This is a genomic window from Myroides sp. JBRI-B21084 (genome assembly GCF_030545015.1).
Taxonomy (GTDB): domain Bacteria; phylum Bacteroidota; class Bacteroidia; order Flavobacteriales; family Flavobacteriaceae; genus Flavobacterium.
The window spans coordinates 1,988,904-2,006,787 of the sequence record NZ_CP120653.1 but is presented as its reverse complement, the minus strand read 5'-3'; the positions used below and the strand labels follow the sequence as shown (position 1 = coordinate 2,006,787).

The following is a 17,884-nucleotide window of genomic DNA, read 5'->3' as shown; positions in this document are numbered from 1 at the left end:
GAAGTATATTTGTTTCAGTTACGAAAATAATTCAAAACCATGTCTAAATTCGATTCAATACGCTTTTATCACGATGAAGAAGTTCCAAAAGTACTTCAGCAAATTGCTTTACATCCAATGGTAAAATCGTTAGTAGCCTATACGTTTCCAGACTATTCAGAAGAGCAAATAAAAAATTTGCTAAACAGCATACACAACATAAGCGATTTTCAATCAAAAATCATTTATCATACCTTACAACGTGTTTTAAAAAACACATCGGAAGGCCTTTCAAGCTCGGGATTTGAAAAGTTAGACAGCAATACTACCTATCTTTTTATATCAAATCACCGCGATATTTTACTTGATACCAGCTTATTAAACGTTTTATTAATGGATCACGGCAAAATAATGACCGGATCGGCAATTGGCGACAACCTTGTACAAAAACAATTGTTTATGGATTTAGCAAAACTAAACCGTAATTTTATTGTAAAACGCGGACTATCGCCTCGTGAATTGCTAGAAAGCAGTAAGCTTTTATCAGAATACATGTATCATTTATTAAAAGAAGAAAACCGATCGGTTTGGATAGCTCAACGCGAAGGCCGAACGAAAGACGGTAAAGACGCAACGCACCAAGGTGTTTTAAAAATGATTGGTATGGCTTGTAACGAACCATCAATGATGGATTATTTTAAAAATCTTCGAATTATACCTGTATCTATTTCGTATGAATACGATCCTACCGATAAATTAAAAATGCCTCAATTATTAGCCAAAATGGCCGATGAGCATTACATTAAAGATAAAAACGAAGATTTTTTAAATTTAATGAGTGGTGTTGTTGGGCAAAAAAAACGCATTCACTTACACATTGGCAACGTTTTAAATACCGAATTAGATGTAATAAAAAACGAAACTTCCAATGTTAATAAACAAATTCAACTTTTAGCAAAAGTTATCGATGAGCAAATTGTTGCTAATTACAAACTTTGGCCAACAAACTATATAGCTTACGATTTACTTAACAACACCAATCGCTTTGAAAATGAATACACCGATAAAGAAAAGCAATTGTTTTTACGTAGGTTAGAATTAAAAGTTGATAAATGCAACGACACCGTTGTTGAAACATTTTTAGAAATGTACGCCAACCCAGTTGTTAACAAATTAAATTTAAACCATGCATAAACCAGCTATTCTATTAATTTATACGGGCGGAACTATTGGTATGGTTAAAGATTTTGAAACAGGCGCCCTAAAGGCCTTTAATTTTAACCAACTTTTAGAACGTATTCCCGAATTACAGTTATTAGATTGCACCATTGATACGTATTCGTTTGAAGAACCTATAGATTCATCGGACATGAGCCCTGAGCATTGGGTTAAAATGGCCGAAGTTATAGAAAAAAACTATCATTTATTTGATGGTTTTGTGGTTTTACACGGATCCGACACCATGTCGTACACCGCATCGGCATTAAGTTTTATGCTAAAAAACCTTTCAAAGCCTGTTATTTTAACGGGTTCGCAATTACCTATTGGCGATTTGCGTACCGATGCGAAAGAAAATTTAATTACCGCTATACAAATTGCTTCGTTACAAGAAAACAAACAACCGGTAATTAAAGAAGTTGGTTTGTATTTTGAATATAAATTGTATCGTGGTAACAGAACCACAAAAATATCGGCCGAACATTTTAATGCGTTTACATCACCAAACATGCCGCATTTAGCAGAAAGTGGTGTTCATTTAAAAGTAAACCATCATTTATTATCAAATTTTTACACATCAAACCAGCTTATTATTCACAAAACACTAGAAACCAACGTGTTTATTTTAAAAATATTTCCTGGTATTACTCAAAATGTACTTAACGCCATATTAAACATACCTAATTTAAAAGGATTGGTTTTAGAAACCTTTGGATCAGGTAATGCACCAACCGAGTTCTGGTTTATTAATGCATTACAAAAAGCCATTCAAAAAGGAATTAAAATTGTAAATGTAACCCAATGTTGGGGCGGTAGCGTAGATATGGGTAAATATGAAACCGGAACAGCTTTAAAACAAATTGGCGTTATTTCTGGTTACGATATAACTACCGAAGCCGCCATAACCAAACTCATGTTTTTACTTCCGCAAGATTTAAATCCCAATGAATTTGCAAATGCCTTTCAAACAGCAATATGTGGCGAATTAAATTTAATGAACTAAAAAACACTTTTAGTTCATTTTTTTTATACATTTATCATAAAAAACAATTAAAAAGTTATTATGAAACATAAAATTACACTGCTTTTAAGTTTAATTTGTTTATGCGGATACTCGCAAGCTAATCATAGTTTTGGCGATAGTAAAAACATTGTAAAATGGAATGTTTTAGGGCTTACCTCATCAACATTATCGGTGCAATACGAACGTATTTTATCAGAAAACATAAGTTTTGCAACCACCGTTAATATTATGCCACAACGCAGTATTCCATATTTTGATAATGTAAGAAAAACAATAAACGATGCCGGAGCTACCGATATTTTAAAAGATGTACGCATGCAAGCCTATTCGGTAATACCCGAAGTGCGTTATTATTTTGGAAAAGAATCAGCGCAAGGTTTTTATATTGCACCTTTTTTTAGATACGATCGTTTTGTGTTAGATTTTCCTATTGAATATATTTACAAAAACGAACTTGCTTTTATAACTTTAGATGGTAGTGTAAACGGTTTTTCTGGCGGTTTATCGTTTGGTGCGCAATGGCAACTTGCAACTAATTGGTATCTTGATGTTAACTTTTTAGGATTAAGCTACGGCGGCGCAAATGGTAAATTAAGCGGAAAACGACCTTTAGATGCCGAAGAACAAACTAATGTTAAAGATGCGTTAAGCGATCTTGAAATAGACGTAATTAAGTACAAATATAATGTTGACGCAAACGGCGCCGAAGTTAAAATAAAAGGCCCGTGGGCAAACGCAAAGTTTGCAGTTGCAGTTGGCTATCGTTTTTAAACTTTTAAAACATATAAATATGAAAAAAACATTTTTACTACTATTTTCGTTAGGCGTTATAACAACAAGTATCGCACAAAATCAATCCGACAAAGAAAACAAACCGACGGTTGAAAATAAAAACATGGTAAAGCTAAACCTATTAGCACTTAGCGCCCGAAACATTTCGATACAATATGAGCGACTAATAACTCCTAAAACAACCATTGGCGTAACTATTAACAACACCCCAGCAAAAGGGTTGCCTTTTTCAAGTTCGTTAGAATCGTTTGTAGATGATAAAACAACAGTAGCACAATTAAAACAAATTGAATTTTCAAGTTTTTCTGTAACTCCAGAAGTTCGATTTTATTTGGGAAAAGAAGGTTTTAAAGGCTTTTATATTGCACCTTTTGTAAAATACGGCAAATATAATATCGATTTCCCAGTAAGTTTTGAATACGAAGGAAAAGATGAATTTATAGTTGTAGATGGATCGGTAAAAGGCATGTCGGGCGGTTTAGCTTTTGGCGCGCAATGGCGTTTAGCAAATAATTTTTATTTAGATTGGATGATTATGGGACCACATTTTGGTAGCGCAAAAGGAACTTTAGAAGGTAAACGCGCTTTAAACCAAGACGAGCAAACGGCTATTAAAGAAGCGTTAGCCGATTTGGATATTCCTGTAGTTGATCTTGAATACGAAGTAAATGATAATGGTGCCAAATTAAAACTTGATGGCCCTTGGGCAGGTATAAGGGCCGTAATTGGCGTTGGTTACCGCTTTTAAAACATAAACCTTAAACAAAAGTTCAAGGTTTATGTTTTATTACAACCGTTTATTGCCTATAAAAAAGAACAAAACAGCAGTTGCAAACGATATTAAACCAACGTTAACCAAAAAACCTAAAGCAAAACAAATTACCCAAATAAGTTTTTCGCCAGCCGGCATTCGTCTTGATTTATATATCAAGGTATAAGCTAACGCAATACAAACAATCATAGAAAACAAACCAAAAAATATGGTATTGTTTCCGTTTAAAAATTGATATTGGGTATGGGTTATTTTAAAAATTGAACCTAAAGCCAAAATAGCAAAACTAAGTGCAAATGATAGTCGGTAATATTTAAATAATTTCATTTTATTTTTTATATTGATTGATATTTTTTCTCGGTTTGAATGATTTCTTTCTTTAATAAAGGTATTATTTTAAAATAAAGTATTATTAAAAACAAAACGTAAAGGGTGCAGCTTGTGGCTTTAAATACAATTTGTAAAAACGAAGGGTTTTGAATTGAAATTGTAAAACCAAACCTAAAATAAACCTGCAACATAATGGGTAAAGAATACAAATACATTGCTGTACTGTGAATTAACCATTTTTTATATGTTTTTAGTTTTATATTTTGATAAATGAATACCGCTAAAGTTATTAAAATGATGCCTATTAATAAAATATCATCGTTTGCAATTAACCATTGGCTTGACCTTGAAAAAAGTTGAAAAAACATATAAAACAATGCCACCGTTAAAATAACTTTAGGAATAGAAAAGTAGTTAATTAACTCATTCTTTATCAATTGCCAATAATGTTTTAGTAAAGCCGCTTGTTTTTGTTCAACCAAACCTGCAAAACCAAAAACACCAAATTTTTTAAACTCGGTTTGTAAAGCATCTTCAAACAAAATATTTGGATTTTTTTTCCATTGATCTTCAATAGCATTTGCTAAATGATCTACTAATTCAACTTGCACGTCGTAGTGTTCTACAAAATGCTTTTTGGTAAAAGTAAATAATTGATCTATTTGTTCTGTTGTTAGCTTCATTAATAATCTAATTTTAGATCGGGGTTAACAATGTTTTGCATGTTTCGCACAAAATTTTGTAATTCTTCCATACGCGTAACTGTTTCTTTAACACCGCTTTCGGTTAATTTGTAGTATTTGCGTATGCGTCCGTCAACCCGATCCATTTCAACATCTAAAAAGCCATCGGCTTCCATTTTATGCAAAGCGGGGTATAGTGCACCTTCGGTAATATTTAATTCGCCTTGGGTAATTTCTTTAACCTTTTGGGTAATTTCATAACCGTACATTTTAGTATGTTGTTCTAACAGTTTCATAATAATAGTATTTAAACTGCCTTTGTACAATTGTTGTTGCTTTTTCATATACTTATGAATTTTAGGTATAACAAATATACATTCTTTTTTTATACCTTACTTAATTAGGCATCTTTTTTTTGTTGAAATGATAAATATCACTTAAAAGCAATAGTAATTTTGTATTTTTGCACAAAATCAATAATAAAATGTCGAAATTCAATCCTTTAAAGGTTAAAGAAATAAAAAGAGAAACGCCTTTGGCAGTTTCGGTTGTTTTTGATGTTCCTGAAAATTTAAAACCCGAATATCAATTTAAAGCGGGACAATACGTAAACATTAAAGCCCAAATAAATGGCGAAGAAGTTCGCAGATCGTATTCAATAAGCTCATCACCAAAAAGCAACGAACTACGGGTAGTAGTTAAAGCGGTTGAAAAAGGTGTTTTTTCTAATTATGTTAACACCCAATTACAAATTGGCGATGTTTTAGAAGTTGCCCACCCCGAAGGTAAATTTATTTTAGATAACCCAAATGCTAAAATTATTGCAGGTATAGCTGCAGGTAGTGGTATTACACCTATAATAGCTATTGCTAAAGATGTTTTAGAAAGCTCTAAAGACGCCACTTTTATTTTAGTTTACGGCAATAAAACGTTAGAAGACACCATTTATTACAACGAAATTGAGGCTTTAAGAAACAACTACTTAGGTCGATTTTTTGTGCATTACACCTTTACCCAAACCCAACCCGAGGGTGCTTTGTTTGGCCGTATTGAACGTGCAACTATTAATTTTGTGTTTAAAAACAAACACAGCGAAAAGCAAATTGACACCTACTTTTTGTGCGGTCCAGAGGATATGATTCAAAAAGTAACCACTGTTTTAAAAGAAAACGGCGCTAGTGAAGAGCAAATTAATTACGAATTGTTTACAACTAGTTCTACCAATGGCGAAATACCTGTTAGTGGTGAAGGAATGGTAAAAGTAACTGTAATGGTTGATGCTGTTGAAACTACTTTTAATATGCCACGTACCGAAAACATTTTAAACGCTGCGTTAAAACATGGTATCGATGCGCCTTATTCATGCCAAGGTGGTATTTGCAGTTCATGTATGTGCCGCAAAGTAAATGGTACTGCCGAAATGAAAAGCAATCATATTTTAATGGACGATGAAATTGAAGAAGGTTTGCTTTTAGCGTGCCAAGCGTATGTAACTTCGGAAGAAATTTATGTGGATTTTGATGATGTTTAGAAATTTTATTTTCTTTTGTTTGATAGTTTTAGTTAATTCTTGCAATCGAACCAATGATGATAAATTTCCTATCATTTCTAAATTTAAAGAATCAAAAGATCAATATAGCAGAGACACTATTAATTTAGAAGAGCTTTCATCAGAAGGAGGCGAATTAATAGTTTATTATAAAAAATCTGACACTTTAGTCCTTGATTTCTTTTTATACGGCGAAACCGGAAAATTAAATTATACTTATTTCACAAATAGTAAATTTGAATATAAGTTTGTAATAAAAAGAGACTATACTTATCACGGACTAATTACAGATATAGATATTAAAATAGATTCAACTATTTATTACATTGAAAATGAAACTATTCCAAAGATATATAATAAGAATGCAGTTGAAATAAAAGATTTAAAAAAGGTTGACTCAATAAAATCTGTAGCTGATGATTTTTTTAAAAATACAGCAAAATATATTAAGGTTATAAAATAATAAAAGCAGGATTTTAAAATCCTGCTTTTTTGTTAATTAAACTTTTATTCGCTTTAAATTTGAAAAATCATTTTAATCCTATAACTAGATCTAACTTGCAATCCGTTATGTTTTGCTGGTAACCACTTTCCTTTTGCATTTATCATTTCAAGCAATTTACTTACCATTTCATCAGTAGGTTTCCATTCATCAGAAATAACTCGCAAATTTGTAACAGAACCATCTTTTTCTATAACAACTCGTAATAATACTTCAGAAAAACTTAAATTCCAAGCTTGCTTCATTTCATGCATTAACGTTTTTTTCCAAGGTTCAAAATCTGTACCTGGTGGGTATGCTTTTTCTTGAACAAATGCATGAATCTTTTCTTCAACAATTACGGAGTCTTTTTCTTGTGCTGAAACAATTCCTACAGAAAAAAACAAAACAAATAAGACAACAATTTTATTCATTCTTCTTACAAATCAAAACCTAAATCGGTGCGGAAATATTTTTTATCAAAGTTAATTTTTTCAACATTTTCGTATGATTGCTTTAAAGCTTCTTTAAAGTTATTTCCGTAAGATGTAACGGCAATTACACGCCCACCATTTGTAACTACATTTCCATCTTTTTCGGCTGTACCTGCATGAAAAACAATAGAATTTTTAACTTGATCTAATCCTGAAATTACTTTACCTTTTTCATAATCTTCAGGGTATCCGCCCGAAACAATCATAACAGTAGTAGCTGTACGTTCATCGATTTCTAAAACGGTGTTCTCTAACGTTTCATTTGCAACTGCTTGAAACAATTCTACAATATCCGATTTTATACGCGGTATTACAACTTCGGTTTCAGGATCACCCATACGTACGTTGTATTCAATTACAAACGGGTTATCTCCTACTTTTATCAAACCTATAAAAACAAAGCCTTTGTATTCAATTGCATCATTTTTTAAACCGTTTATTGTTGGAATTACAATTTGTTGTTCAACCTTTTGCATAAATTCTTCATTTGCAAATGGCACTGGCGACACAGCACCCATACCGCCTGTATTTAAACCCGTATCACCTTCGCCAATACGTTTGTAATCTTTTGCTGTTGGTAATATTTTATATGATTTACCATCGGTTAATACAAAGCAAGAAAGTTCAATACCGTCTAAAAACTCTTCAATCACAACTTTAGACGAAGCGTCGCCAAACTTAGCATCAACCAACATGTTTTTTAATTCTTCTTGGGCATCGTTTAAATCGTTTAAAATCACAACACCTTTACCAGCAGCTAAACCGTCGGCTTTTAAAACGTAAGGAGGTTGTAACGTTGCTAAAAATGCACAACCAGCATCAACCGTATCTTTTGTAAAAGCTTGGTATTTTGCTGTAGGAATGTTGTTTTTTACCAAAAATTGTTTGGCAAATTCTTTACTACCTTCTAATTGTGCTCCGTGTTGTGAAGGCCCAATAACAGGAATGCTATTTAAAGCAGTATCGTTTTTAAAAAAATCGTAAATACCTTTTACTAATGGATCTTCTGGTCCAACAACAACCATTTCAACATGATTGTCTAAAACAAATTGTTTAACTGCGTTAAAATCGGTTGGGTTTAAAGCTACATTTGTTGCAATGTTACCAATACCTGCATTGCCTGGTGCTACAAATAGTTTACTGCATTTTGTACTTTGCGTAATTTTCCATGCTAATGCGTGTTCACGACCGCCTGAACCTAATAGTAAGATATTCATAATAAGGATATATTGTTTTTGAAGTACAAAAATAAGATTAAAAAATAATTAATAGGCCTTTTTCTCGCCTTTCAATGCATTTTTAATGGTAAGGTATATAATTTTAAGGTCTAATAATAACGACCAACTTTCCATATAAAAAATATCGTATTTAATACGGTTAATTATATCGGTATCGTTTTCAATTTCACCGCGGTAACCATGGGTTTGTGCCATGCCCGTAATACCTGGTTTTATAAAGTGGCGTGCTTTAAACTTATTTACTTTTACTGCGTATTTTTCGGTAAAATTAATCATGTGTGGACGCGGCCCAACAACAGACATATCGCCAATAAATACATTAAAAAACTGAGGCATTTCGTCTAAACTCGTTCGGCGTAAAAAAGCACCAACTTTAGTAATACGTGGATCGTTTTTAACGGCTTCGGCTATATCGGCATGTTCGTTTACAAACATGGAACGGAATTTATAACAGTTAAATTCTTCGTAATCTAAACCGTGGCGTTTTTGTTTAAAAAATATTGGCCCTTTAGACTCTAACCTTATTAAAATGGCTATTAATGGGGTTAACCACGACATAATACCTAAGATTACTAAAGATGAAAAAACAATATCGAAGCCACGCTTTATGAAATGATTTAACGGATCGTTTAAAGGTGTTGTACGCGATGGCATAACTGGTATTACGCCGTAATAATCTACTTTTAAATTTGCCGATAACAAATCTTTTTTTGACGGCAAAAACTTTAAAAGTTTTAGGTTATTATCAACATAATCAATAAAATAACTAACTTGTTTGGTATTGGTTTTTTCTAAGCTAAGATAAATTTCATCGATTTTATTTTCTTGGCAGTAAGCAATTATTTTTTCGGGATGTGCTTTAAGCAATGAAAAACTTTGGTGTAAAGCATAACCGTAATCGTCGTTTGTGGTTACAAACTTTATAAAATTATGGGTTAAATCGTCGTGCCCTACAACTACTATTTTACGTAAGTTTCCTTTGTAATATTTGCGAAATAATTTAAGTAACCAAAAAATTAAATATTTTACTCCAACTATGATTATTGCTGTAAAAAATAAATAATTAGCAACGCTTTTATATTGTTGTGTTAACGAAAACAAACCGTTTAAAGCAAATAGGTTTAAAGCAAATAAAAAATATTGCTTTATAATTTTTTGGGCAATTTGTATAAGTTTTGTGAAGCGATATACCTGATAAAACTTTGTTATTACCGCTGTAATAATCCACGAAAATGATAAGTAAATATAAAAGTAAAACGTTTGAAAAGTATTGGGCAACAGCCACAATGCCAACGTTACCAAAACAAATAAATCAAATGTAATGGTAATGGGTCTTAAATACTTTGAATATCTACCTATTTTACGTTGCACTAATAAATGTATTTAGAAAAATCTTTGTGTTCTTCTTTTAGTAATTCTTGGGTTGAAAGGGTTTTAAAATAATCAAATGTTTTTTGCAAACCTTGCTTTCTATCAATTTTTGGTTCCCAATTTAATACTTTTTTTGCTAACGTTATATCGGGTTGGCGTTGCAAAGGATCATTTTCAGGCAAAGGTTTGTGAATTATTTTTTGTTGAGTGCCGGTTAATTGAATAATTTCTTGTGCAAATTCATTTATAGTTATTTCGTTTGGATTACCAATATTTACAGGTAAATGATAATTACTAAGCAACAAACGATAAATTCCTTCAATTTGATCATCAACATAACAAAATGAACGTGTTTGATTGCCATCGCCAAAAATAGTTAAATCTTCACCACGTAACGCTTGTCCCATAAAAGCAGGTATTACCCTACCATCGTTCAAACGCATTCGTGGGCCATAAGTATTAAAAATACGAACAATACGTGTTTCTAAACCATGAAAATTGTGGTACGCCATTGTTAACGATTCTTGAAAGCGCTTGGCTTCATCGTATACGCCACGAGGACCAATAGTGTTTACATTGCCGTAATAATCTTCGGTTTGTGGGTGTACTAAAGGGTCGCCATATACTTCTGAAGTTGATGCAATTAAAATTCGTGCGTTTTTAGCCTTTGCTAAACCTAATAAGTTATGGGTACCTAACGAGCCTACTTTTAGGGTTTGAATGGGTATTTTTAAGTAATCAATAGGGCTTGCTGGCGATGCAAAATGTAAAATATAATCTAAACTACCAGGCACATGTACAAATTTAGTTACATCGTGATGATAAAACTCAAAATGTTCATTTTTAAATAAATGTTGAATGTTTTTTAAATCGCCGGTAATTAAATTATCCATTGCAATTACATGCATGCCTTCATTTAAAAACCTATCGCACAAATGCGAACCCAAAAAACCAGCCGCACCCGTTATTAATACCCTTTTCATTTGTTAACTATTTGTTGTAAAAATACTGTTTTATAAATGAAAAAAAAATGGTTGCTGATTTATTAATTAAGTTTGAAGTTTTATTCTTTAAAAATCAATTTTTATCGCCATTGTAAAAACAGCTATTCATTTAAACTGATTGCGTTTTATTTAAATGGTTAGCTACAAATTGAATGATTTGCTTTTTAAATTCTTGTGCCGAAAACTGTTGTGCATGTTTATGAATAGCTTCATAATTCCAGTTTTTTGTTTCAAAATCTGCAATACAAGTATTTAAAGCTTGCGCACTTTGTTTATTAAAAAACAAGCCTGTTTGTTGGTTTACAACCGTTTCTGTAATACCGCCTTTGGCATAACAAATTACGGGTGTTCCGCATGAATTGGCTTCAATTGCAGCAATACCAAAACCTTCAACCCCCATTTGTATGAAAGCTTTAGCGTTTTGTAAATAGTTGGACAAAACGGCTGTGTTTTGAAATCCTAAAAATTGAATATTTGTAGATTTTGCTTTGCTTTTTAAATGAGTTAATTCATTGCCATCGCCAATTACAATTAATTTTTTGCCATTTTGGTTAAAAGCTTCAATAACCAAATCAAAACGCTTGATCGTAGCAATTCTACCTGCAATTACATAAAAATCTTGCTTGTTTTTGTTTAATGGAAATGCTTCTAAATGAACAGGTGGGTAAATCACTGCCGATTCGCGCTTGTAATTAATTTTTACCCAATTTTGTACAAATTTTGAGTTGCAAATAATAAAATCGGGATTTTGTGCTTGTTTAAAATCCCACTTTCTAAAAACTGGTAACAACCATTTAATTAAAGGGTACGCTTGTTTAAAGTACAAAGGAGCATCTTGCCAAATATAATTATTGTTAGGCGCCTGAAAATAACTGATATGTAATTGGTTTTTGCTTGATTTTTGAACTCCTTTTGCTACCGAATGGGAACTTGAAACAATTAACCCTAGTTGTTTTGAAACTTGAATTGTTTTTATCGATTTAAAAAAAAGTGGAAAAAAAATACGAAAACACTTGCCAAATAATTGTAAATATGTTGTTTTAACGTGTTGCTTTTTAGGAAAAACTTGCTGAAGTTGCTCGTTGTTCATTACATTAACTAATGAGTGAACTTCGGTAAATTGCAAAGCATCTTCTAACGCCTGAATAACTTTTTCGGCGCCTCCGTATTTATCTAACCAATCTACTACTAATGCTTTTTTCAACAGTGTTTAATTTATATATTACAAATATGGTATTTAAAAGGGCTACAAAAACAACGCCTATTTGTCGGTCTAAAACATTTTCGGTTAAAAAACTAATTGCAGTTATTAACACAAAAGTTTGATACAAAATCGACGCTTTGTAAAAATAATAAAAAAGCACACCTACAAACAAAATCAATCCAAAAAAACCAAACTTTAGCAACTGATCTACATATTGATTATGTGTATTGTATATTTGTTTGTTAAAATCTTCGTACGATTTGTAAGTAAAAGTACTGTAACAATTGTTTAGGCTTTGCTGTACTTTATCGGCGCCCACACCTGTAAAAAAATGTTCTTTAGCTATGTTAAAACTGCAATACCAAATACCGTATCGGTAATTTACTTCGTGCGGTAATTGGTTTTTATTTGGCAAAACAAGTTCTTTTTCAACAACTTTAACGTAACGCTCTTTCATTGGCGAAAACCAAAACAAAACTAAGGCTGTTAACGGCAAAGTAACTAGCAACATAATTCTTAAAATTTGCTTTTTTATTGATTTAAAAATGATAAAAAGCAAACCTATTAAATAACAAACCAGTGCCATGCGTGCCGAATATATGTAGATAGACAGTAATAAAAAAGCTATTAAACAACTGCTTAAAATATTTACTTTTTTATTTAAAAACATTTTTAAGGTTAACCATAAAGCTGCAAAAACACTTAATAAGCCTAAATATGGCAAATGTAATAACGTTGTGTTTGCAAATAAAGTTCTAAAAACCGGATGGTAAAAATCGTTAAGTTGCCATGCTTTGTTCCATCCAAAATTAAACACACTAACCCAACCTAATGTATTTAAAAGGATAACTGCAGCTATAAAAACAACGCTAAAATGTTTTAATAACTTATGAGTAATAATATCTTTATTTAATAAAAAGCCTAAAGGAAAAATCACAAAAGGTAAACTTTTGGCTATTGATTTACCAATTTCGGTGAAATTTTGAACAAAAGGCAAATAAAAAACATACATTAAACAAAAAAACGAAAGCACCAAAAAAGGAGTTGTTTGCGATTTAAAATGTACAAACCCTTTATTTTTAAATGTATTTATTAATGCCAATACAAACCAAATAATCATTAAAATTGAAAAATGATTCAATTTTAACAGCGGAAATAATGCCAAGGCGCAGGTAAATACATAAAAAATTTTAGCTAAGCGCATTTAATTCGTTTTTTAAAATTTGAAGATAATTAGTTTGTTTTAAATATACTTGGGCTTTTAACGTTTTTTGAATGGCCGTGTTGTAATCTGCAAAAACATTTAAAATTTGGGTGGTAAATTCTTCAGTAGTTTCGGCATAAAAAAACATATCGTTGGTTAAACCAATACCTTCGGCACCAACAGCTGTACTTACCAACGGCAAACCATTAACCAAAGCGTTAACCGATTTTACCTTTACACCGCTGCCATGAAACATTGGATTTATAAAAACACTTGCTTTTTGATAAAAGGCTTTTAAACACGGCGTGTTTACCACAAAGGTAACTTTAGGTATATTGTTGTATTTTTTTTGAATTTCGGGGTTATCTTCTTTTAACGAACCTATGATATAAAAATGATATTTTGGCAATTGCTTAATTAATAAAGGGTGCACGTTTTGCAAGTACCAATCTAAACCAAAAATATTGTTTTGCATAAAAAGCGATCCCATAAAAACTACATTTTCCTCTGGTTTTACTTCGGGACTTATAAATGCATCGTTTATAGGAAAAGGTATGAAAACACTTTTGTTAGGTAAGTTTACGCGCTTTAAATCGTCTTTAGAAATAAACCACAATTTGTTTACTTTGTTAAATATAAGCGTAGAAAATTGTTTTATTTTTAAAGCTTCAATTTTATAATATATTTTTTCTTTTAAAGTTCTTGCGCTTTTTCCTAAAGATTTAAAGTAATGATGTTCTATATTATGCACCCTCACCACACATTTTTTATAATTTATGGTTTTATTTAAGGTAATTGGCCAACAAAATTCGCTTTCTAAAATAACTAAATCATACGTTTTGTTAATTTGTATGCTACTTAAAGATTTTCTACTTAGCATTTGCAACGGTAATTTGAAAAACAACTGCTGCCATTTATTTTGCCTGCGCGCATAAAAAAAACAATTGGTATATAAAGCCATTTCTGTTAACTGCGCTTGTGTGGGATTGTTTTTATCTGTAACAATTAAATCAACTGTATGTCCTAAAGCGTGCAACCCTTTTATGCGTTCCCAAATATCAATAGCGCCACCAAAAACGGGTGGATAGGGTATAAAGCCGCTAACTACTGCTATTCTCATTTTTTTGTGCATTGTACTTAATTTCAAAAACATTGGTTAATGCTAAAAATATCCAAACATCGTATTTTACGTGATATGTTATATAAACAATACCTGCCATGATGCTAAACGCTAGTGGAATTTTTAAAAAATAAAAATCAATGTTTTTAATTTTATTTAGGTTAATGTAACGCTTTATAAAGAATTGATAAAAGAAAATTAAGAAAAAAATGCCTCCGTACATTAATTCATCAAAAAAAGCGGTTTTTGTTGATAGTGCTTTGGTGGTTGATAAATACCCACGTACTTCTTCTAAATTAAATTGATCTACCAAACTTGATTCTAAAATGTATTCTAACACTTGCGGAAAATACGTTACAAATCCACTAAAACCAACACCAATTGGACATAAAACAAAAACCAACAAAGCAGCGGTTATCGATGAAAATCGGGTGCCAAATGTGCCACTTGTTGTAATTTGATCTATAATAATTTCGCGCAATACATATCCTAAAAAACCACCAACTGCAACAGTTACAATTAAAGTAATTATAAAAATATTACGCAAATATTTGTTGTTTTTTAAGTACGCTAGGGTTAAAGGCAGAACCGAAATTAAAACTAAAAGTAAAAATCCTTTTGATTGACTAACAAATGCATATAAAAAAAACAATAGTGCACTTTGCAAATAAACCAGTAAACGCCAAACGTTTTTAACTTTTAAATAATGTGCTAAAAATACTGGTAAAAACATAAAAATAACCAAAATAGTACCGGTCCAACTTTCTTCGGGGGTAAGCAAACGTACACGCCAGTATTTTTCGGGCAATGTATGAAAAAGCGGAAAAAATGCTTTTGGATTGTTTAAATAATAAATTTCTAACATGATAAATCCAACTAAAAAAAGTTGCATTAAATACACTGCCGTAAATAGGTTTTTTATACTGTTGAAATTATTGCTAACGTACGAATAAAAAAATTGATAGGTTATGAGTATTACTATAGGGTAAACACTCATTTTTAAAGTTTTTAAAATAATGTTTTCATCTAAAATCACAAACGATTCATAATGAACATAAGTAACGCCAATAAATATAACCGACATAAACAAACAGTACAGCAAAAACTTTATAAACCAAACAACATAAGTACTTACAACAATTTTTTTGTTAGATAAAATGTACCCCAACATAAAAGGTGCTAAAAGTATAATAGGTGATCGGCCTATTTCGCCAATATAATTATACAGCGGGAAATCTTGATAAATTGCCGCAAACAATATAATTAAATAGATAAAAACTTGTTTATTTAATGTCATTAAGCATCATTTTTAATAAGGCGTTAGCTAATTTAAATTTACCTTTTCGCAGGCGATTTAAAATAAGCAAAAGGGTAGAAAAATAAAAACGTACGTTTAAGCCAAAATGGTCTTTAATAAATTTTTGTCGACTTTTAAACAGTTCTATTTCCGAAAAATAACTTTTTTCATTTTTGTATGATGAACCAATAGAAGCGCCTTCTTTATGATACACAATACTTGTAGGACACCAATCTGCCACAAAGCCAAAATGTTGCGCTTTTTTAACCCAATCTAATTCTTCGTAATACAAAAAATAGTTTTCGTTTAATAAGCCAACCTTTTCAATAAATTGTTTGCTAACAAACATAGCTGCACCAACAGGGTAATCAATAATAGGCAATTTTTCTTTAGAAGTATCACTTGGTAATCCTTCGCCAATGTGTTCACTAATATAAAAACGGGTGTTAAATTTTCCGCCAACTGCCTGTATTACATTAGGTTTGTGGTAGTACAACAATTTGCTACCTAAAATAGCGTTGGGTTGTTTTTTATGATATGCTAACAGTTCGTTTAAACTATTTTTTGAAACAGTTGTATCATTATTTAAAAGCCAAATATGTGTGCAGTTGGGTTGTAATAAACTAAATTGTATTCCTAAGTTATTCCCTGCTGCAAAGCCCTTATTTTGTAAACTTTTTATTAATATAATCTTTTCATTATTATAGGTATATCCGTCGCCATTTACAAAAGTAAGTGTTGGTATATTTTGTTTAAAGGTAAATTGTTGTAACAATTTAAAATTAGCAAATGATTCCGAGTTATCTACAACAACAATTTTAAACAACGTTTGTTCATTTGATTGTAGCAATGATTGGATACATTCTATTGTATCTAAAGCGCCGTTGTAGTTTAATAAAACAATGTAAACTTCTTCTTTCATTATTTTAAAAATTTGTAACCTTTAATCATTAAACTTAATGTTATAAAAACCTCAGCTACGTAAAGTGCAATTAGTGTTCCGTTTAATTGACTGTTTTTAGTTAAAAAAACACCTAAAATTACAGTAATAAGCAAACCAATTATTGATATTGTTGCTATTGATTTATGTTGCGACTTATAAATTAATGCTTGATAAAATGGTATGTTTAAAGCAATTACAATGGGCAAAAACAATAAATATCTACTTAAATACAATCCTTTTTCTACATTTAATGCTACATTAAAATATTTAATTAAATAGGGCATCGTAAAAAAAACAACTAATGCCGAAAGTGTTAATAAACCCACATTTATTAAAAGCATTTTAGTAGCGTATTTTGATGCACTTTTGATATTTTGCTGCGCAATAAAACAAAATTTAGGAAATGTTACATTAAAAAATACGCCTAAATAACTGCGGTAAGCTGTTAAAAACAAATCAATTACTTTGTAGATACCCGATGCAGTATTACCTAAAACGGCATCGATAATAAAAATAGGTGCTTGTGTATATGCAGTAATACTAAAGTTTGATAGTACAATAGCTTTGTTTTGCTTTATAAAAACCATTACCTTTTTAAAACTACTAAATGTTTTAGCTGTTTTGTAATAAAAAAAAGCATAAAAAATGGCGTTACACAATCCTAATAAACCAACTAAATATATATAATGCTGTGGCTTATTTATAAATAAAAAAACAGCAACTACATACAGCACTTTGGTTGCAATGGTTATGAAATTAATAATTTTAAAATCTTCTTTAGCCTGATAAATCCACAATGGGTTGTAATACCAAGCCAACATCCAAGTTAATCCAAAGTAATAACTAGCGTTTGCCTTTAAAAGTATAAAAACTATTACCAATACAGCAGTTATTATAACACAACAATATTGCCTAAATGTATAGTTTAAACCAATGTATTTTTTTAAATAATTTTGCTTTAGTCTATACGCACTTAACTCTTTTACACCTACTAAATTGGCACCAAATTCAACTAAAATACCTATTAAAACATATAGCGATGTTACCACACCTACTACGCCCCATTTGGCTATACCAAAAATAGGTATCACATAAAAACCTACTAAAAACGGCGCTAGTAAATTAATAATTTGACTAGCACCATATGTAAAAAGATTTTGTATTGATTTAGTTTGATTCAA

General features: G+C 31.1%; 19 protein-coding genes. 6 read left to right on the top strand and 13 right to left on the bottom strand.

The window, feature by feature from the left end; all coding sequences use genetic code 11:
- Positions 1-39 precede the first annotated feature (39 nt).
- Genes P3875_RS09600 through P3875_RS09585 form a run of 4 tightly spaced genes read left to right on the top strand, consistent with a single transcriptional unit; the run spans position 40 to position 3,761 of the window.
- Complete coding sequence (locus tag P3875_RS09600) at positions 40-1,173, top strand: 1-acyl-sn-glycerol-3-phosphate acyltransferase (RefSeq protein ID WP_303443746.1); 1,134 nt, start codon at positions 40-42, stop codon at positions 1,171-1,173.
- The gene (locus P3875_RS09595; protein WP_303443745.1) at positions 1,166-2,200 is read left to right on the top strand and encodes an asparaginase; all 1,035 of its coding nucleotides are present in this window, start codon (positions 1,166-1,168) and stop codon (positions 2,198-2,200) included. Before P3875_RS09600 ends, P3875_RS09595 begins: the two co-directional genes overlap by 8 nt.
- Before the next feature lie 60 nt (positions 2,201-2,260).
- Positions 2,261-2,992 (top strand): DUF3575 domain-containing protein, encoded by a 732-nt coding sequence (locus P3875_RS09590; protein WP_303443744.1) that lies wholly within the window; start codon positions 2,261-2,263, stop codon positions 2,990-2,992.
- Between the two features lie 19 nt (positions 2,993-3,011).
- Positions 3,012-3,761 (top strand): DUF3575 domain-containing protein, encoded by a 750-nt coding sequence (locus P3875_RS09585; protein WP_303443743.1) that lies wholly within the window; start codon positions 3,012-3,014, stop codon positions 3,759-3,761.
- A gap of 39 nt (positions 3,762-3,800) precedes the next feature.
- Here the strand turns inward: P3875_RS09585 and P3875_RS09580 are convergent, their stop codons facing one another.
- The 3 genes from P3875_RS09580 to P3875_RS09570 are packed head-to-tail and all read right to left on the bottom strand — an operon-like array spanning position 3,801 to position 5,142.
- Positions 3,801-4,112: a hypothetical protein gene (locus P3875_RS09580; RefSeq protein WP_303443742.1), complete on the bottom strand. Its 312-nt coding sequence runs from the start codon at positions 4,110-4,112 to the stop codon at positions 3,801-3,803.
- 8 nt (positions 4,113-4,120) lie between these two features.
- On the bottom strand, positions 4,121-4,798 hold the full coding sequence (locus tag P3875_RS09575) for a hypothetical protein (protein WP_303443741.1): 678 nt from the start codon (positions 4,796-4,798) through the stop codon (positions 4,121-4,123).
- Positions 4,798-5,142, bottom strand: a complete 345-nt coding sequence (locus tag P3875_RS09570) for a PadR family transcriptional regulator (protein ID WP_303443740.1) — start codon at positions 5,140-5,142, stop codon at positions 4,798-4,800. Before P3875_RS09570 ends, P3875_RS09575 begins: the two co-directional genes overlap by 1 nt.
- A gap of 140 nt (positions 5,143-5,282) precedes the next feature.
- Here P3875_RS09570 and P3875_RS09565 point away from each other — a divergent pair, with 140 nt between their 5' ends.
- Together P3875_RS09565 and P3875_RS09560 are read left to right on the top strand one after the other, a co-directional pair.
- A complete protein-coding gene (locus P3875_RS09565; protein WP_303443739.1) occupies positions 5,283-6,329 on the top strand; it encodes a ferredoxin--NADP reductase in 1,047 nt (348 codons plus the stop codon).
- Between the two features lie 19 nt (positions 6,330-6,348).
- Positions 6,349-6,810, top strand: coding sequence for a hypothetical protein (locus tag P3875_RS09560; protein ID WP_303443738.1), 462 nt, complete (start codon positions 6,349-6,351; stop codon positions 6,808-6,810).
- Between the two features lie 53 nt (positions 6,811-6,863).
- Here the strand turns inward: P3875_RS09560 and P3875_RS09555 are convergent, their stop codons facing one another.
- The 10 genes from P3875_RS09555 to P3875_RS09510 form a co-directional block, all read right to left on the bottom strand.
- Complete coding sequence (locus tag P3875_RS09555) at positions 6,864-7,262, bottom strand: energy transducer TonB (protein ID WP_303443737.1); 399 nt, start codon at positions 7,260-7,262, stop codon at positions 6,864-6,866.
- Positions 7,263-7,267: 5 nt separating this feature from the next.
- Complete coding sequence (purD, locus tag P3875_RS09550) at positions 7,268-8,539, bottom strand: phosphoribosylamine--glycine ligase (protein WP_303443736.1); 1,272 nt, start codon at positions 8,537-8,539, stop codon at positions 7,268-7,270.
- 48 nt (positions 8,540-8,587) lie between these two features.
- Positions 8,588-9,931: an exopolysaccharide biosynthesis polyprenyl glycosylphosphotransferase gene (locus tag P3875_RS09545; RefSeq protein WP_303443735.1), complete on the bottom strand. Its 1,344-nt coding sequence runs from the start codon at positions 9,929-9,931 to the stop codon at positions 8,588-8,590.
- Positions 9,931-10,914: a UDP-glucuronic acid decarboxylase family protein gene (locus tag P3875_RS09540; RefSeq protein ID WP_303443734.1), complete on the bottom strand. Its 984-nt coding sequence runs from the start codon at positions 10,912-10,914 to the stop codon at positions 9,931-9,933. Before P3875_RS09540 ends, P3875_RS09545 begins: the two co-directional genes overlap by 1 nt.
- 130 nt (positions 10,915-11,044) lie before the next feature.
- Positions 11,045-12,139: a glycosyltransferase gene (locus P3875_RS09535; protein WP_303443733.1), complete on the bottom strand. Its 1,095-nt coding sequence runs from the start codon at positions 12,137-12,139 to the stop codon at positions 11,045-11,047.
- Positions 12,105-13,280, bottom strand: a complete 1,176-nt coding sequence (locus P3875_RS09530; protein ID WP_303443732.1) for an O-antigen ligase family protein — start codon at positions 13,278-13,280, stop codon at positions 12,105-12,107. Before P3875_RS09530 ends, P3875_RS09535 begins: the two co-directional genes overlap by 35 nt.
- Positions 13,281-13,329: 49 nt before the next feature.
- The gene (locus P3875_RS09525; RefSeq protein ID WP_303443731.1) at positions 13,330-14,463 is read right to left on the bottom strand and encodes a glycosyltransferase family 4 protein; all 1,134 of its coding nucleotides are present in this window, start codon (positions 14,461-14,463) and stop codon (positions 13,330-13,332) included.
- Positions 14,444-15,760 (bottom strand): hypothetical protein, encoded by a 1,317-nt coding sequence (locus tag P3875_RS09520; RefSeq protein ID WP_303443730.1) that lies wholly within the window; start codon positions 15,758-15,760, stop codon positions 14,444-14,446. The genes P3875_RS09525 and P3875_RS09520 overlap by 20 nt, the downstream gene beginning before the upstream one ends.
- Positions 15,747-16,682, bottom strand: a complete 936-nt coding sequence (locus P3875_RS09515; protein WP_303443729.1) for a glycosyltransferase family 2 protein — start codon at positions 16,680-16,682, stop codon at positions 15,747-15,749. Before P3875_RS09515 ends, P3875_RS09520 begins: the two co-directional genes overlap by 14 nt.
- A complete protein-coding gene (locus P3875_RS09510) occupies positions 16,682-17,884 on the bottom strand; it encodes an oligosaccharide flippase family protein (protein ID WP_303443728.1) in 1,203 nt (400 codons plus the stop codon). The genes P3875_RS09515 and P3875_RS09510 overlap by 1 nt, the downstream gene beginning before the upstream one ends.

Bases quoted from the DNA above. Each gene is read 5' to 3' on its own strand.
- P3875_RS09585 (WP_303443743.1), top strand. From the start codon at position 3,012: ATGAAAAAAACATTTTTACTACTATTTTCGTTAGGCGTTATAACAACA.
- P3875_RS09525 (WP_303443731.1), bottom strand. From the start codon at position 14,463: ATGAGAATAGCAGTAGTTAGCGGCTTTATACCCTATCCACCCGTTTTT.
- P3875_RS09565 (WP_303443739.1), top strand. From the start codon at position 5,283: ATGTCGAAATTCAATCCTTTAAAGGTTAAAGAAATAAAAAGAGAAACG.
- P3875_RS09580 (WP_303443742.1), bottom strand. From the start codon at position 4,112: ATGAAATTATTTAAATATTACCGACTATCATTTGCACTTAGTTTTGCT.
- P3875_RS09590 (WP_303443744.1), top strand. From the start codon at position 2,261: ATGAAACATAAAATTACACTGCTTTTAAGTTTAATTTGTTTATGCGGA.
- P3875_RS09515 (WP_303443729.1), bottom strand. From the start codon at position 16,682: ATGAAAGAAGAAGTTTACATTGTTTTATTAAACTACAACGGCGCTTTA.
- purD (WP_303443736.1), bottom strand. From the start codon at position 8,539: ATGAATATCTTACTATTAGGTTCAGGCGGTCGTGAACACGCATTAGCA.
- P3875_RS09555 (WP_303443737.1), bottom strand. From the start codon at position 7,262: ATGAATAAAATTGTTGTCTTATTTGTTTTGTTTTTTTCTGTAGGAATT.
- P3875_RS09520 (WP_303443730.1), bottom strand. From the start codon at position 15,760: ATGACATTAAATAAACAAGTTTTTATCTATTTAATTATATTGTTTGCG.
- P3875_RS09600 (WP_303443746.1), top strand. From the start codon at position 40: ATGTCTAAATTCGATTCAATACGCTTTTATCACGATGAAGAAGTTCCA.
- P3875_RS09595 (WP_303443745.1), top strand. From the start codon at position 1,166: ATGCATAAACCAGCTATTCTATTAATTTATACGGGCGGAACTATTGGT.
- P3875_RS09570 (WP_303443740.1), bottom strand. From the start codon at position 5,142: ATGAAAAAGCAACAACAATTGTACAAAGGCAGTTTAAATACTATTATT.
- P3875_RS09540 (WP_303443734.1), bottom strand. From the start codon at position 10,914: ATGAAAAGGGTATTAATAACGGGTGCGGCTGGTTTTTTGGGTTCGCAT.
- P3875_RS09575 (WP_303443741.1), bottom strand. From the start codon at position 4,798: ATGAAGCTAACAACAGAACAAATAGATCAATTATTTACTTTTACCAAA.